14 protein-coding genes and 1 pseudogene are annotated in these 16,172 nt (G+C 61.6%); 11 read left to right on the forward strand and 4 right to left on the reverse strand.

The window, feature by feature from the left end; translation table 11 throughout:
• Nucleotides 1–128 (forward strand): annotated as a pseudogene (locus tag GVL04_RS02535) (pyridoxal 5'-phosphate synthase lyase subunit PdxS); the annotation flags it as partial.
• Nucleotide 129: 1 nt separating this feature from the next.
• Here the strand turns inward: GVL04_RS02535 and GVL04_RS02540 are convergent.
• On the reverse strand, nt 130–2,142 hold the full coding sequence (locus GVL04_RS02540; RefSeq protein WP_159699136.1) for a M3 family metallopeptidase: 2,013 nt from the start codon (nt 2,140–2,142) through the stop codon (nt 130–132).
• 73 nt (nt 2,143–2,215) lie between these two features.
• Here GVL04_RS02540 and GVL04_RS02545 point away from each other — a divergent pair, with 73 nt between their 5' ends.
• On the forward strand, nt 2,216–3,481 hold the full coding sequence (locus tag GVL04_RS02545; RefSeq protein WP_159699139.1) for a CapA family protein: 1,266 nt from the start codon (nt 2,216–2,218) through the stop codon (nt 3,479–3,481).
• A 3-nt stretch (nt 3,482–3,484) separates the two neighbouring features.
• Here GVL04_RS02545 and GVL04_RS02550 read toward each other — a convergent pair whose 3' ends face one another.
• Together GVL04_RS02550 and GVL04_RS02555 are read right to left on the reverse strand one after the other, a co-directional pair.
• On the reverse strand, nt 3,485–4,243 hold the full coding sequence (locus tag GVL04_RS02550; RefSeq protein WP_159699142.1) for a type 1 glutamine amidotransferase: 759 nt from the start codon (nt 4,241–4,243) through the stop codon (nt 3,485–3,487).
• Nucleotides 4,240–5,571 carry a Mur ligase family protein gene (locus GVL04_RS02555; RefSeq protein WP_159699145.1) on the reverse strand — a complete coding sequence of 444 codons (1,332 nt, stop codon included), beginning with the start codon at nt 5,569–5,571 and terminating at the stop codon, nt 4,240–4,242. Before GVL04_RS02555 ends, GVL04_RS02550 begins: the two co-directional genes overlap by 4 nt.
• A 102-nt stretch (nt 5,572–5,673) precedes the next feature.
• Between GVL04_RS02555 and pdxT the strand changes: the two genes are divergently transcribed.
• From pdxT to GVL04_RS02600, 9 genes are all read left to right on the forward strand, one after another.
• Entirely contained in the window at nt 5,674–6,375 is a 702-nt protein-coding gene (gene pdxT / locus GVL04_RS02560; RefSeq protein ID WP_159699148.1) for a pyridoxal 5'-phosphate synthase glutaminase subunit PdxT, read from the forward strand.
• A gap of 3 nt (nt 6,376–6,378) precedes the next feature.
• Complete coding sequence (locus GVL04_RS02565) at nt 6,379–7,134, forward strand: YebC/PmpR family DNA-binding transcriptional regulator (protein WP_159699151.1); 756 nt, start codon at nt 6,379–6,381, stop codon at nt 7,132–7,134.
• A 45-nt stretch (nt 7,135–7,179) separates the two neighbouring features.
• Nucleotides 7,180–7,758, forward strand: coding sequence for a crossover junction endodeoxyribonuclease RuvC (ruvC, locus tag GVL04_RS02570; protein WP_159699154.1), 579 nt, complete (start codon nt 7,180–7,182; stop codon nt 7,756–7,758).
• A gap of 96 nt (nt 7,759–7,854) precedes the next feature.
• The gene (gene ruvA / locus GVL04_RS02575; protein ID WP_159699157.1) at nt 7,855–8,499 is read left to right on the forward strand and encodes a Holliday junction branch migration protein RuvA; all 645 of its coding nucleotides are present in this window, start codon (nt 7,855–7,857) and stop codon (nt 8,497–8,499) included.
• Nucleotides 8,492–9,568 (forward strand): Holliday junction branch migration DNA helicase RuvB, encoded by a 1,077-nt coding sequence (gene ruvB, locus GVL04_RS02580; protein WP_159699160.1) that lies wholly within the window; start codon nt 8,492–8,494, stop codon nt 9,566–9,568. Before ruvA ends, ruvB begins: the two co-directional genes overlap by 8 nt.
• Before the next feature lie 145 nt (nt 9,569–9,713).
• The gene (gene yajC, locus GVL04_RS02585; protein WP_200846730.1) at nt 9,714–10,097 is read left to right on the forward strand and encodes a preprotein translocase subunit YajC; all 384 of its coding nucleotides are present in this window, start codon (nt 9,714–9,716) and stop codon (nt 10,095–10,097) included.
• A gap of 114 nt (nt 10,098–10,211) precedes the next feature.
• A complete protein-coding gene (secD, locus tag GVL04_RS02590) occupies nt 10,212–11,963 on the forward strand; it encodes a protein translocase subunit SecD (RefSeq protein ID WP_159699166.1) in 1,752 nt (583 codons plus the stop codon).
• Nucleotides 11,963–12,952, forward strand: coding sequence for a protein translocase subunit SecF (secF, locus tag GVL04_RS02595; protein ID WP_159699169.1), 990 nt, complete (start codon nt 11,963–11,965; stop codon nt 12,950–12,952). Before secD ends, secF begins: the two co-directional genes overlap by 1 nt.
• Nucleotides 12,953–13,103: 151 nt before the next feature.
• A complete protein-coding gene (locus tag GVL04_RS02600) occupies nt 13,104–15,497 on the forward strand; it encodes a bifunctional (p)ppGpp synthetase/guanosine-3',5'-bis(diphosphate) 3'-pyrophosphohydrolase (protein WP_159699172.1) in 2,394 nt (797 codons plus the stop codon).
• A 1-nt stretch (nt 15,498) separates the two neighbouring features.
• Here GVL04_RS02600 and GVL04_RS02605 read toward each other — a convergent pair whose 3' ends face one another.
• Nucleotides 15,499–16,101 carry a hypothetical protein gene (locus tag GVL04_RS02605; RefSeq protein ID WP_159699175.1) on the reverse strand — a complete coding sequence of 201 codons (603 nt, stop codon included), beginning with the start codon at nt 16,099–16,101 and terminating at the stop codon, nt 15,499–15,501.
• Nucleotides 16,102–16,172 lie beyond the last annotated feature (71 nt).

Here is a 16,172-nt window from a genome sequence, read left to right on the forward strand (position 1 = left end):
TCACTGCCGGTGGCATCGCGACCCCGGCTGATGCTGCGATGATGATGCAGCTCGGCGCTGACGGCGTGTTCGTTGGTTCGGGGATCTTCAAGTCCGGCAACCCGGCCGAGCGTGCCGCCGCCGTCGTTTCTATTCCAGTCCGCGGCGTTTCAGGAGGGGTTCCAGCTCAGCGTCCCGGCCACGGAAGGCACGGAATGAATCCAGCGGGTCGCGGCTGTTGCCCCGGGAAAGCAATTCAGAGCGGAAGTAATCGCCGTTCGCCCGCGTCAGCCCGCCGTTTTCCTTGAACCATTCCACAGTGTCTGCATCAAGTACCTCGCTCCAGATGTAGGAGTAATAGCCGGCTGCGTAGCCCGCGCCGGCAAAAATGTGCTGAAAGTAGCCCGTCCTGTACCGAGGTGGAATCAAGGAGTGCGCAACGCCGGCGTCGGCCAGGGCTTTGGCTTCGAAGGCGAGGACATCGTCCGGGACATCCGTTTCCGAGAGGACATGCCATGCGAGGTCCAGGAGCGCAGCCCCGAGGTACTCGGTGGTTGCGAATCCTTCGCCCCACAGAAGTGAGTTATTTAGCTTGTCCACGGTGGACTGGGGGAGGACTTCGCCTGTGGAGTAGTGGCGGGCATATTTGGTCAGGACCTCGGGCCACATGATCCACATTTCATTGACCTGCGAGGGGTATTCCACGAAGTCGCGGGGAACGGACGTTCCAGAGAAGCGCGGGTACGTGACATCCGAGAACAGGCCGTGCAGTGCATGGCCAAACTCGTGGAAGACGGTCCGGACCTCATCCAGGGAAAGCAGCGCCGGCTCGCCGGGGGAAGGCTTGGTGATGTTGAGGTTGTTGATCACCACGGACTTTGTGCCCAGCAGTCGGGACTGCTCCACAAGGGAGTTCATCCAGGCACCTCCGCGCTTCGACTCCCGCGTGTAGTAGTCGCCGAGGAACAACCCAAGGCCGCTGCCGTCGTGGTCGCGGACCTCCCACACGCGGACGTCAGGGTGGTAGCCGACGAGGTCGGCGCGTTCGTGGAAGGTGATGCCGTAAAGCTCGGTGGCCGCATGGAAAATGCCGTCGGTGAGGACGGTCTCCAGGCTGAAGTAGGGGCGCAGCGCCTGCTCATCCACCTCGAACTTGTTTTTGCGGACACGGGCCGAATAGTAGGCCCAATCCCACGGTTCCAGATCATGCCCGGCTGATTCCGCCAGGGCGTCGGCTTCTGCCTGGGCGTTGCGGATGGCCGCAGGTGATATCCGGCGCAGCATCGCCTGGACTTCGCCGAACTCAGGTGCTGTCTGCTGGTCCACCACCAGTTCGGCAAAGTTCGCGAATCCCAGCAGTGATGCCTTCTCCGCCCGCAACTGGACTATGGCAGTTACGAGGTCGCGCACATCCAGTTCCCCGCCGTCGATGCCGCGCGCCAGGGACGCCTCATGCAGACGACGGCGGATGGACCGGTTCTCCAACGATGCCAGGGCCGGCTGGTTGCTGGGTTGGATCAGCGTCAGTAGGTACTTCCTGTCATGCCCAGCGGCCTTCGCGGCTTCGGCTGCGCCGGCGATACCTTCAGCCGGCAGCCCGGCAAGGTCGCCGGCGTCGTCCAAGAGAAGCGCGGAGACCTTCATGGCCTCCTTGACGCGCTGGCCAAATTCGGTGCCCAAGCGTGAGAGCTCCGCGTTGACTTCACGCAGTCGGGCCTGGCCTTCCTCATTGAGTTGGATGCCGGACTGCCGGAACTCTTTAAGATATTCCTCCACCAATCGTGCAGACTCGGCGTCGAGTTCTCCGGCATCGATGGCGGCGAATCGTTCGTAGAGGTCCCGGTTCATGTACACCGCATCCTGATGCGCCGAGAACTTGGGTGACAGCACTGTCTCGAGCTCTTTGATGGCAGGGGAAGCATCTGCTGCGACAAGCGTGAAGAACGCTGCCGCGGCCCTGTCCAGGAGGAGTCCCGACTGCTCCATGGGCACGGCCGTGTTCTCGAAGGTCGCGGGTTCGGGATTGCCCGAGATCAGTTGGATTTCCTGCAGGTGGCCGGCCAATCCGGCATCGACAGCCTCGGCATAATGCTCAGGAGTGATGCCGGCGAAAGGCGTAAGGCCGTACGGCAAAGGGCTGGGACTCAGGAGGGGATTGGTCATGAAGTGACTCTTTCACGTAAGAATCGTGTCCTCAAGAGCGGCGCGCACGGTTCGGCCGGTCTTCCGCCCTAGGATGAAAAGCATGGGCAAAATCACATCTACGGTGGCGTGGATACGTCCTCCAAAGTCGGCAATCGTGCTGATGACCGCGGCTCTTGCCCTGTCTCTGGGTGCATGCGGTGTCATTGCAGAAAACGAGGACCAGAACCGCAGTAATGCCGCTACGGCTCCAGCCATGGAGACGCCGGCACCAACGCGTACTCCTGCTCCGAACCCGACCCCCGGCAAAGGCCCTGCGTGCCCGGAACTGCGTTGCACCTCCATTACGGTGACCGGCGACATGCTGGTCCATACCCAACTCTGGCAACAAGCGAGGGCTGACGCCGCGGCGGCAGGGTTGCCCGGCTACACCTTTGTTCCCCTCCTCGAAGGTCAACGCCGCTATATCCGCAACAGCGACCTCGCAATCTGCCATCAGGAGACGCCGGTGGCCACGCCGGAGGGACCATTTTCGGCCTACCCGTCCTTCAACGTTCCACCGCAGATCGTCACGGCTTCGAAGGATGTTGGTTACCAGGCGTGCACTACGGCGAGTAACCACACTATTGACCGCGGGACCGACGGGCTTCTGCGGACGCTCGATGCACTCGACGCGGCCGGGCTCAAGCACACCGGCTCCTACCGGACTGAGGCCGCGTCCAAGGAAATACTGATGCTTGAAACAGACGCTGCAAAGGTAGCAGTCATCATCGGGACATACGGCCACAACGGACAGATACCCGAGTACCCGTGGTTGGTGGATGAGCTTGATCCCACAGCAATGATCGCAAAAGCGACGCAGGCCAAGGCACTGGGGGCAGACATCGTACTGGGTGTCATGCATGCGGGTGACGAGTACGCCAGCGAAGCAAACGCGCAGCAGCAGGAAGTGGCGCACGCCCTCATCGACAGCGGGCAGTTCACCATGATCTATGGGCACCACACCCACTCCGTGTTGCCGATCGAGAACTACAAGGGCACGTGGATTGTCTATGGACTGGGAAACGGCATCACGGAATTGTCGCCTTGGTACGTGGTCAATAACGAGGGGCTTCTGGTCAGGGCCCAGTTCAGCCAGAATTCCGCAGGTGTCTGGACCGCTTCGGACCTGGCATGGGCTCCGTCCGTCATTGTCCGGGATCCCTACCGGTGGTGCTCGGTGGCCAGCGATGCTCCACAGGGAGTCTGCGCAACCCCTGCCGCCGACGCTGCGACCTACCAGCGAACCAAAGCGGTGGTTGAGTCCATGGGCGCAGCGACTGCCGGCGCCCACGAACTCTTGATCACCAAGGAAAAATAGGCCCTAGCGCGGCCGTCGGGCGGCGTGTTCGCGCGCGAGGCGGGCGTAGTCGTCGTCGGGCGCTCCCGGGACGAAAGTGCCGTACTTGCGTTCGGCTGCCGTTCGGATCAGGAAGTCGGCAATCGCCGGGTTTTTCGGCAGCAATGAACCGTGCAGGTAGCTGGCTACAACATTGTTGTAGCGGGCGCCCTCGTGTCCATCCTTGCTGTTGTTTCCGGCCCCCTTGGTGACGATTCCCAGAGGCTCGACGCCGGGACCCAGGGTGGTCTGCCCGCTGTGGTTTTCGTAGCCCATGATGTCTCCGAACTCGGTGGACTTCATGATCACGTTTCCGATGAGCCGCTCATCCGTACCATGGGTTTCGACGTCCAGGATGCCGATTCCGGGAATTGTTGGTCCGGCGCTGGTCTTGAAGAACTTGCCGAACAGCTGATAGAGACCGCATATCACCAACATGGGTGCACCGGCATCGGCGAGTTCCCGGAGATGATCGGCCCGTGCCTGGAGGTCGTCCTGAATGACCACCTGGCCGCTGTCCTGCCCGCCTCCACCGACCACGATGTCGATGTCCCCGGGAAACTCGTCGCCCACGTTGTACTCCAGCAACTCCGGTGTGTAGCCGTGCCACTTGATGCGCTGCTTCAGGACGAGGGCATTGCCCCAGTCGCCATAGATGTTCATTTCGCGCGGGTAGAGCTGGAGGACACGGAGTGTTCCCTTGCTTTGCTGCGCCTCTGGGGTGGATTGTGCTTCCGAGGTCATGAGACCACCTCAACTATGGTGATTTTGGCCAGTTCGCGGCGAATAGCGAGCATGGAGGTGTAGGTGCAGAAGATCCGCTTGGGTTTGCCGCGGGAGCCGTTGATGAAGGTGCGCAAGGCGGCGGTGATGTCCGGCTCCACGACGCCGAAGGGAACGTCGTCGTACTGCAGCCGCAGCGCCATGTCGTAGGCGCGGACGCCGGTGAGGACTTCCACGCCATCTTCCCGCAGGGACTCGAATTCGACATCCCACAGCCAGGACATGTCCCGGCCGTCCGCGTAGTTGTCGTTGATGGCGATCATCGTGGCGTACCCACCGGCGGGGAAAGACTTGAGCCCGAGCCTGAACCCGCTGGGGTTCTTCACGAGGACAAGTTCCAGGGGCTGTCCGTCCACGGTAAGGCTTTCGCCACGACCGAACGCGGGAGCTACATCGGCCAGGGCTTTCACCAGCTTGGGAGTGTCGACAGGGCCGGTACCGAGGACGGCGCGCGCCAACGACAGGGCGGCAGCTGCATTGAAGATGTTGTAGACGCCTCGCAGCTTCATCTCAGTGCTGACCGTCTGACCGTCGAACTCGAAGTCAGCGTCCTGCGCTCCAACCCGGCGGAGTACGACGTCGGCGGCCGGCAAATCGACCACCTCACCAGCCGCCGCGGCAACCGAAGTGCCCGATGGCGACGGCCCTGAGCCGGAAGTCCGCATTTCGTCGTCGTTGGGAAAGGTGCTCCGCAGGGATTCATCGAGACCGAAATACCGGACGTTGGGGTGGTGCAGCGCGTCAACGCCATGGACGATCCTGGCGATGCGGGCTACGCGCGGATCCTCGCGGTTCAGGACCACAGTGTCCGTTGTCTTGGACGCGATGTGCTCCAGCAGACGGGCGGTCTTGTCAATTTCGCCAAAGCGGTCCAATTGGTCGCGGAGGACATTCAGCAGGAGGCTGAAGCGGGGCTGGACCTTGTTGACGAAGTGCACGGCATGGGCTTCATCGAGTTCGAGGATGGCGATGTCGGCGTCAAGTCTTCCGCGCCAATCCACCTCACCGAGGAGCGAAGCGGCCACGCCACGGGTGAAGTTGCTGCCGGTGCGGTTGGTGAAGACCTTCAGGCCCTGGCTTTCGAGGAGCTCCACAACCATCTTGGTGGTGGTGGTTTTGCCGTTGGTGCCACTGACCACGGCCACGCCGTGGGGGAGTGAGGCCAGCGTTCGCTGCATGAAGCCGGGGTCGATCTTCTCGACCACGAGGCCGGGAAAAGCCGATCCTCCACCCCGAAGCCGGGACAGTGTGCGGACCAGCTTGCCGAGGGGGACGCTGAAGGAAAGCATGCTCTGTAATATATCCCAGTCAGGGCATGGAACCCGGCCCGCGGGCAGTCCGCGGAGGTCGCAGAAGACGTGGCGGCAGGTACGCCGCACTATGATGGATCAATGACCAACCCCCTTTCCGACGCTTCATCGCGCGTGGGTTCAGGACTCAGGATCGGCGTTCTGGCACTCCAGGGCGACTTCCGCGAGCATATCCACGCTGTGGAGGCCTCTGGAGCCACCGGCGTGGGCATCCGCCGGCCGTCCGAGCTGGACGACATTGACGGCCTGATCATCCCCGGCGGCGAATCCACCACCATCGACAAACTGTCCCGGATTTTCGAAGTTCGGGATCCGATCCGAAAGCGGATAGCGGACGGCCTTCCCGTCTACGGCTCCTGCGCTGGAATGATCCTGCTGGCCGACGAGATTGCCGACCCCGCAAAGGATCTCGATGGGAATCCGCAGCAGACCTTCGGTGGCCTGGACATCACTGTGCGCCGAAACGCTTTTGGCCGCCAGCGCGAATCCTTCGAAACGGATCTTGATTTCAAAGGCTTGGACTTCAGCGCCGGCGAGTCAGGCGTGGATCCCGTTCACGCTGTATTCATCCGTGGACCGTGGGTGGAACGTGTAGGCCCGGACGTTGAAATCCTGGCGCAGGTTGATCCGGACCATGCCAGCCACACGGCTACTTTGCACGGAGTGGCTAGAATTGTTGCAGTGCGCTCCGGCCACCTGCTGGCCACCTCCTTCCACCCGGAAGTGACTGGGGAGAAGCGCGTGCATGAACTCTTTATTCGAATGATCAGAGGAGAAGCGTAAAGCATGTCAGGCCACTCCAAATGGGCGACCACAAAGCACAAGAAAGCCATCATTGATAGCAGGCGTGCAAAGTCGTTCGCAAAACTGATCAAGAACATCGAAGTTGCTGCCCGCATGGGTGGCCCGGACCTTGCCGGTAACCCTGGCTTGGAACTCGCCGTCACCAAGGCAAAGAAGACCTCGGTTCCCAACGACAACATCGACCGCGCCATCAAACGTGGAGCAGGCCTTACCGGTGAGGTAGTCGACTACACCGAAATCATGTACGAAGCCCGCGGTCCGCAGGGTTCGGCCTTGCTGATCGAATGTCTGACCGATAACAAGAACCGGGCAGCTTCAGAGGTGCGCCTCGCCATTTCGCGCAACGGCGGCACCATCGCCGATCCCGGTTCTGTCAGCTACCTGTTTGCCCGCAAGGGTGTCGTGGTTCTGCCGAAGAACGGCCTCAGCGAGGATGACATCCTGATGGCCGTCCTGGAAGCAGGAGCCGAAGAAGTGAAGGACAGTGGCGAGAACTGGGAAATTCATTCCGAGCCCTCTGACCTTCAAGCCATCCGTGACGCCCTCAAGGATGCCGGCATCGACTACGAAACCGATGAGGCCGAGTTCGTGCCCTCCATGCAGGTGGAACTCGATGTTGACGGTGCCAAGAAGTTCATGAAGCTCGTCGATGCGCTGGAAGACCTGGACGATGTCCAGAATGTCTACAGCAATGCTGACTTCAGCGAGGAAGTGCAGGCTGCCCTCGACGCCGAGTAGGCCGGGGCAGCACACAATTTTGACATCAAACAGGAAGGCCCGGACTTGACTCTTCGCGTATTGGGAGTCGATCCGGGCCTTACCCGTTGCGGCATCGGCGTGGTGGACATCGAACGGAATCGACGCGCCACCATGGTTGCCGTGGGGGTTGTTGGAACCTCGGCCGAATTGACCCTGGACAAGCGCTTGCTGGTGATCGCCGAAGCCATCGATGAATGGCTTGACCGGCACGAGCCCGACGTCGTCGCCGTCGAACGTGTTTTCTCTCAGATGAACGTCAGTACCGTGATGGGTGTCGCCCAGGCCTCCGGCGTGGTGATTGCGGCCGCCGCCCGCCGGGGCATCCCCGTCGCCTTGCATACGCCGTCCGAAGTCAAGGCCGCGGTGACCGGTAGTGGCACTGCCAACAAGGACGCCGTGACCAAGCTGGTGACCAAGATCCTGCGATTGGATGCTCCACCCAAGCCGGCAGACGCTGCTGATGCCCTGGCCCTTGCCCTCACTCACGCGTGGCGTGCAGGCAGTGGAATGGGGGCGGCTGGTGGCGTTCCGGGTGCCGGCTCGCTGACTCCGGCACAGAAGGCATGGGCCGAAGCCGAAGCAAAAGCGCGCCGCGGACGGTGATTGCGCGCCGTCCTTGCTAGGGTATTCGTAGATATGTTCGGATAGTCCGCATCGGGCCCTAACAGCTTTGGGCCGTATTAATTCAGGAGCCGGGTCTTGATCAGTTTTCTCCGTGGAACCGTAGCCCACGTGGGGTTGTCCACCGCCGTCATTGACCTCAACGGTGCGGGTATGAGCGTCTACGCCACGCCGCAGACCCTGAGCCACCTCAAAGTTGGAACCGAAGCCAAGCTCTTCACCTCCATGATCGTCCGGGAAGATTCACTCACATTGTTCGGTTTCGCGGACGACGACGAACGCGAAGTCTTCGATGTCCTGCTCAGCGTCAGCGGAGTGGGGCCGAGGTTGGCGCTGGCTGTTTTGGCGGTACACGAGCCCGAAGCAATCCGGGTGGCAGCCCATACCGGCGACGGCAAAGCATTCACTAAGGTGCCGGGAATTGGCCCCAAGGTCGCCGGCCGGATTGTCCTGGAGCTGGCCGGTAAGTTGGTCCCGCACGGCACGGGTACAGCCTCGGCCCCCGAGACCGCCATCAAGGCCGAATGGAAGCCGCAAGTAGTTGCTGCGATGACCAGCCTGGGCTGGTCCGAGAAAGACGCCACAGGAAGCATCGACAAAGCCATGGCCGATTCGCCGGAGCTGGTGGATGCAGGAAACGTGGCTCAAATCCTCCGCGCCACCCTGCGTTGGCTGGGCCAGGACGGCGCCCGCGCCGGCAACCGCGTAGGCAGCCGTGGCTGAACAGTCTCTCGTCAACGGGGGAGAGGAGCCGGAGGAGCGGGTTATTGAAGCCGCCCTCCGCCCTAAGAACCTGCACGATTTCGTTGGCCAGCACCGCGTCCGTAAACAGCTGGCGCTCGTCCTTGAAGCGTCAAAAATGCGGGGACGCAGCGCCGACCATGTTTTGATGTCCGGTCCGCCCGGACTCGGCAAGACCACCCTGGCCATGATCATCGCCGCAGAAATGAACGCGCCGCTGCGCATTAGCAGTGGTCCGGCCATCCAGCACGCCGGAGACCTCGCCGCCATCCTCTCTTCTTTGTCCGAAGGGGAGGTCCTGTTCCTCGACGAGATCCACAGGATGTCCCGGCCGGCGGAGGAAATGCTCTATATGGCAATGGAGGACTTCCGGGTGGACATTGTGGTGGGCAAGGGAGCAGGCGCTACCGCCATACCCCTTGAACTTCCGCCCTTCACGTTGGTAGGGGCTACCACGCGCGCCGGCCTCCTGCCAGGTCCGTTGCGCGACCGGTTCGGCTTTACCGGGCACCTCGAGTTCTACTCGGTTGCCGAGCTGGAATTGGTCCTTCGGCGTTCTGCCGGTCTTCTGGATTTGAAGGTGAACTCTGCCGGGTTTACGGAGATCGCCGGCCGGTCTCGCGGCACGCCTCGTATCGCGAACCGCCTTCTTCGCCGCGTCCGCGACTGGGCCCTGGTTCACGGCATCGAACAAATTGACGCCAGGTCGGCGTCGGCGGCTTTGGATATGTATGAAGTGGACGCCCGGGGACTGGATCGGTTGGATCGCTCCGTGCTTGAAGCGTTGATCACCAAGTTCAATGGTGGTCCTGTTGGCCTGTCCACTTTGGCGATCGCTGTAGGCGAGGAGCCGGAAACAGTGGAAACCGTGGCCGAGCCGTTCCTGGTGCGTGAGGGACTGCTGGGGCGCACGCCGCGGGGCCGCATCGCCATGGCATCGGCCTGGACGCATCTTGGTTATGCTGTGCCGGCCGGGGTGTTCGGCCAGGAGGCCTTGGCTCTCTTCGGCGAAGACGAAAACCACGCCGAAAGCGTAGATACCATCGGTTAACACGCCGTGTTCAGCTTTTCCCTCTAGACTGGTATGACGCTCGGCACGTTCGAGTCCTTGATCCATGCGCCCGCCTCGCGGATCTGCCAGGGACGTTGCCGTGAACCAAAACGTAAGTACAGAACGGAACTTCCCTGTGGATCCAATGACCATATTGCTGTTCGTCATGCTTGGACTCTTTGTCTTCATGATGTTCCGCCGCAACAAGAAGACCCAGCAGCAGCAGGCTGCGATGCAGTCCAAGTTCGCTCCGGGCGTCGACGTCATGACCAGCTTCGGTCTTTTTGGCCGCATCGTCTCCATCGACGAAGCCGAGAACAAGGTCGTCATCGAACTTTCCCCGGGCAATGAGGCCACGGTGCACCGCCAAGCGGTCACCAAGGTAGTCGAACCGGCTTCCGAGGAAGCCCCCGTTGTTCCGGACGACGCTTCTTCCTTGACCACCGCGGACACCGAATCTCCTGCCGCTGTTGAGACGCCGGAAGAAACCATCGCGCGCCTCAACAAAGAGGACAAGAAGGACAACTAGCATCGTCAGTCGCGGCAACACCGCGGAAGACAACTTCTACGGCAGCGGAAAGCCGCCGGCAGACGCTCACCAGCGTGCGCCGGCGGCTGTTCGGCGATAACAGGAAGATCGATAATGGCACGGACCCGCCCCAAAAATTCAGCCCGCAGGGTGCTGACCTGGCTTGGAGCAATATTCGTTGTACTCACCGCTGTCCTGGCTGGCGGAGTGGTGACTGGCAACGCCAGTTGGGCTCCCAAGCTTGCTTTGGACCTTGAAGGCGGCACCCAAATGATCCTGGCCCCCAGGGTTGAGGGTTCCAGCGAGATTAATGAGGAGCAGCTCAACCAGGCAGTTGCCATCATCCGGCAGCGCGTTGACGGATCAGGCGTTGCTGAAGCCGAAATCAGCACCCAGTCCGGCCGCAATGTGGTGGTCAGCCTTCCGGGAACTCCGTCCAAGGAAACCCGCGACTTGATCCAGGCTTCCGCCGACATGAACTTCCGGCCGGTGATCACCTATGGCGATCCCGCCGCCGTTCCCGTGGAATCGCGCACACCGGATGACCAGCTGAACAAGCCGACGGCGGAACCGGCCAACGCCAGTGATGTCAACTGGATAACCCCGGAAGTCCAGAAGGAATTCGAAGCTCTGGACTGCGTCAATCCTTCGACTGAAAGGCGTGAACGCTCCGATCCGGCCAAGCCCCTTGTGACCTGCGAAGCTGCCACGGCTACGACGCCCGCCATCAAGTACATCCTTGGGCCGGTAGAAGTCCGAGGCCAGGACATCAGCGATTCCACCTTCTCCCAGGTGCAGGGCGCCCAGGGTTCGGTCACCAACTCCTGGGGCGTGAACATCGTCTTCAATGCGGATGCCACGGAGAAGTTCAAGGCCGTCACAGAGCGTCTCAACCAGTACTATGTGGCGGCGCAGGCCCAAGGAACTGACGATCCCAAGTCCCAGTTCGCCATCGTCCTGGACGACAAAGTCATTTCCGCGCCGCGTTCCCTGGCAGTGATTACTGACGGACGCCCACAGATCACCGGCAACTTCACCCAGGCGACTGCCAAGGCGCTTTCCGACCAACTTCGTTATGGCGCGCTTCCCATCAGCTTCGAGATCCAGTCACAGGAGCAGATCTCGGCCACACTTGGTGGCGACCAGCTTCGCCTCGGGTTGCTGGCAGGCATGATTGGCTTGTTCCTGGTTGTGGTTTACTCACTCTTCCAATACCGGGCCCTTGGCCTTGTCACCATCGCCTCCCTCGTGGTGGCCGGTGTCCTGACATACTTGGCCATTGCGATCCTTGGTTGGACCGAGAATTATCGGCTCTCCCTTGCCGGCGTCGCCGGTTTGATCGTGGCTATCGGACAGACTGCAGACTCCTTCATCGTCTACTTCGAGCGCATCCGTGATGAACTGCGCGAGGGCCGTGGTCTGGTGTCCGCCGTGGAGAATGGCTGGAAGCGTGCCAAGCGCACGGTGCTGGCCTCCAAGGCCGTCAACCTCCTGGCTGCCCTTGTCCTTTACTTCGTTGCTGTTGGTAATGTGCGCGGCTTCGCCTTCACCTTGGGCCTGACGGCGCTTGCCGACCTCCTGGTCGTCTTCATGTTCACGCACCCCATGCTGCAGGTCTTGGCACGCACCAAGTTCTTCGGAGAAGGACACCGTTTCTCGGGCCTTTCCCCGGACCGTCTTGGTGCAATTCCGCTGTACCGTGGCGCGGGGCGGCTCCGTGCTCCCGATGAGAAGCCCACGCCCGTACGTGCGCGCAACACCGGTGCTGTTGCCGAAGCCGAACGTCGCATGACCATCGCCGAACGACGTCTGGCCGAGAAGGGCCAGCTGACTGGTTCCTCCAAGGCAACCAAGGAGGAGAAGTAATGACTACGAGCTTCGCAACCTTCGGCCATGAGCTGTACACGGGCAAGCGCTCGTACAACTTCGTCAATTCGAAGAAGATCTGGTTCATCATCGCGGCCGTTGCCGTGGCGCTCTCCATCCTTATCCCGGTGGCCAAGGGCGGTTTCAACCTTGGCATCGAGTTCCGTGGCGGCTCGGAGTTCACCGTCTCCAACGTGAGCACCACCGACGCGAGCCTCGGCGAAAAGGCCGTTCACGACGTCGTACCCGGCGCTATTCCCCGGGTCGCGAACGTGGCCGGCAACACCATGCGGATCCAGACAGACCAGTTGACCGACGATGAGACGAACCGCATCAAGGACGGCCTCACCAGCGCCTACGGGGTCACTGAAAACGAAGTGACCTCCAACTTCGTGGGTCCAACCTGGGGACAGGATGTCACGCGGCAGGCCCTCATAGGTTTGGTGGTCTTCGTTGGTTTGGCAGCTGTCCTGATGGCGCTGTACTTCAGGACCTGGAAGATGTCGCTGTCGGCCCTCGTTGGCATGCTCGTCACGATGTTCACCACAGCGGGCGTGTACGCCCTGAGCGACTTTGAAGTCACGCCGTCGGCGATCATCGGCTTCCTGACCGTGCTCAGCTACTCGCTTTACGACACTGTGGTGGTCTTCGACAAGATTCGTGAAAACACTGCGGACATTTCCACCTCCACGCGCCGCACTTTTGGCGAAGAGGTCAACCTGGCCGTCAACCAAACACTGGTCCGCTCCATCAACACCATGATGGTCGCCGTGCTCCCGGTGGCAGCGATCCTCTTCATCGGTGCCGGGCTCCTGGGTGCGGGCACGCTGCGCGACCTTTCGCTGGCATTGTTCGTCGGCATCCTCATCGGTACGGCAGCAACGATCTTCATTGCGGCGCCGTTGTATGCGTGGCTGCGCCAGGGTGAACCGGACCTTGTGAAGCAGGCCAAAAAGGTAGCCCACCGCAGGGCCGAAGCCACTGTTTAGGGCTGTAGTTTGATCGTGAGCCGGTCCCCGCACCAATGCGGGGGCCGGCTCTTTGACTTGCCCGTCCGCCCGTCATGTGCTGCCCAGTTGCAGAAGCATTCACTTGCGGGAATAGACTGGGAGAATTAAATCGGTTGTGAGGGGTACTTCTGTGGAAGAACGTGCGACGTCGGCACCACCGGCGGGCGGGGAAGACGGCCACAATGCTGTGGCGGTTCCGGCAACAAGCGTGGCTGGACGGACTGCGGGAGCAGTTCCGGTCGATACCCCTGGCGTGCGTCCCACCTTCCCGGGGCGGCGGGAGCGTACGCGTTCCCGGCTCGCCCGGCTGACCGGCCGCGGCGTCGCCCCGTACTCTCCGATCCTGGAACCCCTGTTGCGGACAGTGCGGGCCAACAACCCCAAAGAAGATTTTGACTTGATCCAGCGGGCCTTCGCCGTCGCAGAGCGAAGCCACCAGGGCCAGAAACGCAAGAGCGGTGATCCCTACATCACCCATCCCGTGGCCGTGGCCACCATCTTGGCTGAGCTTGGAATGACGGGCACCACGTTGGCCGCCGCGTTGCTCCACGACACCGTAGAGGACACCCCGTACACCCTCGCTGACCTGACGCGGGACTTCGGTCCCGAGGTTGCCATGCTGGTGGACGGCGTGACCAAACTGGACAAGGTCAGCTTTGGCGAAGCCGCGCAATCGGAGACCGTCCGCAAGATGGTTGTGGCCATGGCCAAGGACATCCGCGTCCTCATGATCAAGTTGGCCGACCGCCTGCACAACGCACGTACGTGGCGCTTCGTCTCTGCTGAGTCCTCTTCACGCAAGGCCCGCGAAACCTTGGAAATCTTCGCACCCTTGGCCCACCGCCTGGGCATGAACACCATCAAATGGGAACTCGAAGACCTGTCCTTCGCCGCCTTATACCCCAAGGTGTACGAGGAAATCGTGCGAATGGTGGGAGACCGGACGCCGGAGCGCGAGAAGAGCCTCAGCGTCATCCGCAACCAGATAGCGGATGATCTCCGGACGGCGCGGATCAAGGCGACCATCACTGGCCGACCCAAGCACTACTACTCCATTTACCAAAAGATGATCGTCCGGGATAAGGACTTCGACGACATCAACGACCTCATGGGCGTGCGCGTCCTGGTGGACTCCGTCCGGGACTGTTACGCAGCCCTTGGTACCTTGCATTCGCGATGGAACCCCCTGCCGGGACGTTTCAAGGATTACATCGCCATGCCCAAATTCAACATGTACCAATCTCTGCACACCACAGTGATCGGCCCGGGCGGCAAGCCTGTGGAGATCCAGATCCGTACCCATGAGATGCACCGCCGGGCAGAGTACGGTGTGGCAGCGCACTGGAAGTACAAGGATCAGCCCAACCGGACGGCACAGGGCCCTGGCAGCCCCCGCGATGGCGACATGGGCTGGCTGAGGTCGTTGGTGGACTGGCAACAGGAAACGTCCGATCCCGGTGAGTTCCTGGATTCACTGCGTTACGAAATCAATGCACGGGAAGTTTTCGTCTTTACCCCCAAGGGTGAGGTCATGGCTCTTCCGGCTGGTTCCACCCCTGTGGACTTCGCCTATGCCGTCCATACCGAGGTGGGTCACAGGACCATCGGCGCGCGTGTCAACGGCAAGTTGGTTCCCCTCAACAGCGAGTTGAACCATGGCGACTGGGTGGAGATCTTTACCTCCAAGGCCGAAGGAGCCGGCCCCAGCCAGGACTGGCAGCACTTCGTCAAGTCTGCGCGTGCACGCAACAAGATCCGCCAGTGGTTCACGAAGGAACGTCGTGAAGAGGCGATCGACCGAGGCAAGGACATGCTGACGCGGGCCATGCGAAAGCAGAACCTCCCGTTGCAGCGCCTCATGACCCATGACGCTCTGTCAGCTGTCGCCGAAGACTTCCACTACGTCGACATCTCCGGACTCTACGCGGGCGTAGGTGACGGGCATACGTCCGCCCAGTCCGTCATGGAAAAGCTCGTCGAGCACCTGGGTGGCCATGAAACCCCGGACGAAGACCTCGACGAGGTCAGCATTCCCACGCAGGTTGCCAAGTCGAAGTTCTCGGACTCCGGTGTCATCGTGCGCGGTGTGGGCGATGTCTGGGTCAAGCTGGCGCGGTGCTGTACCCCGGTGCCACCGGATCCCATCCTTGGCTTCGTTACCCGTGGCTCAGGAGTATCCGTCCACAGGACAGACTGCACCAACGTCTCCGGGCTCCGGGACCAGCCGGACAGAATCGTCGAAGTCGAATGGGCTCCCACACAGTCGAGTGTCTTCCTGGTGGAGATCCAGGTGGAGGCGCTGGACCGTAAGTCCTTGCTCTCCGATGTGACCCGCATCCTGTCGGAGAACCACGTCAACATCCTCGCCGCCTCGGTTCACACTTCGAGTGACAGGGTGGCCATCTCGAAGTTCGCCTTTGAGATGGGCGATCCGAAGTACCTGCACCACGTCCTGAACGCCGTGCGACGGATCGACGGTGTCTTTGACGTCTACCGCACCACTGGCAACAGGCGCCGCAGCTAGTTCAGGGCTGGGAAGCCAGTTGTGACAGGGTTGCAAGGGCACGCCGCTTGTGGGGTACCCGCGGGACCGCCTCGACGGCCAATGTGAGCAGCCGCAGCCGGACACCCAGATCTTCCTTGTCCAGGAGGCGCCGGAGAGCGGGCAATGCGCGATCGCTTTCGACGTGCAAGGCGATGTCTGCTGCGGTGCGGAGAGGGCTGCTCACCAGCATTCCGCCGAGGCTCACCACATCCATCTGGCCCAGCCGCACCTCATGGAGGCTGCACGCCGTGCTTCCCCGCAGGCTTGAGATGCGGTGCTTCGCGTCAACCAACAGCGACAGGTGCTCGGGCGGGTTTGCGCACCCGTAGATCCAGGCTGCGGTGAGCCGGCCGGCAACTACCTTTGTCCGGATCCGTTCCGGAACCGTGAGGGCGGCTGCGCGGGCCCTCAGGCGATGGGTGACAGCCACACCGGGTGAGGCATAACTTTTGCCGTAGAGGGGCAGGAGAATCCCGTCAAAAGCCATGCTCTGCAGTTCGTTCCACGAAAAGATGCGGCTGGGGGAGTAGAGCTCAGGGATGACAGGCTCCAAGAGGGACGGGGCAGTAGCAGCGGGGACCATCCACTGATCATTTCGTGCCCGCGACCTACGAGTACAGGCTCCGCCCCGGTTATGTGGATAACCGGAACGGA

It is taken from the genome of Arthrobacter sp. 18067, assembly GCF_902706295.1.
Taxonomy (GTDB): Bacteria; Actinomycetota; Actinomycetes; order Actinomycetales; family Micrococcaceae; genus Arthrobacter.

Coding starts and splice junctions, on each gene's coding strand:
- GVL04_RS02565 (WP_159699151.1), top strand. CDS start 6,379: ATGTCAGGCCACTCCAAATGGGCGACCACAAAGCACAAGAAAGCCATC.
- GVL04_RS02550 (WP_159699142.1), bottom strand. CDS start 4,243: ATGACCTCGGAAGCACAATCCACCCCAGAGGCGCAGCAAAGCAAGGGA.
- GVL04_RS02545 (WP_159699139.1), top strand. CDS start 2,216: ATGAAAAGCATGGGCAAAATCACATCTACGGTGGCGTGGATACGTCCT.
- secD (WP_159699166.1), top strand. CDS start 10,212: ATGGCACGGACCCGCCCCAAAAATTCAGCCCGCAGGGTGCTGACCTGG.
- pdxT (WP_159699148.1), top strand. CDS start 5,674: ATGACCAACCCCCTTTCCGACGCTTCATCGCGCGTGGGTTCAGGACTC.
- GVL04_RS02555 (WP_159699145.1), bottom strand. CDS start 5,571: ATGCTTTCCTTCAGCGTCCCCCTCGGCAAGCTGGTCCGCACACTGTCC.
- GVL04_RS02605 (WP_159699175.1), bottom strand. CDS start 16,101: ATGGTCCCCGCTGCTACTGCCCCGTCCCTCTTGGAGCCTGTCATCCCT.
- secF (WP_159699169.1), top strand. CDS start 11,963: ATGACTACGAGCTTCGCAACCTTCGGCCATGAGCTGTACACGGGCAAG.
- yajC (WP_200846730.1), top strand. CDS start 9,714: ATGACCATATTGCTGTTCGTCATGCTTGGACTCTTTGTCTTCATGATG.
- GVL04_RS02540 (WP_159699136.1), bottom strand. CDS start 2,142: ATGACCAATCCCCTCCTGAGTCCCAGCCCTTTGCCGTACGGCCTTACG.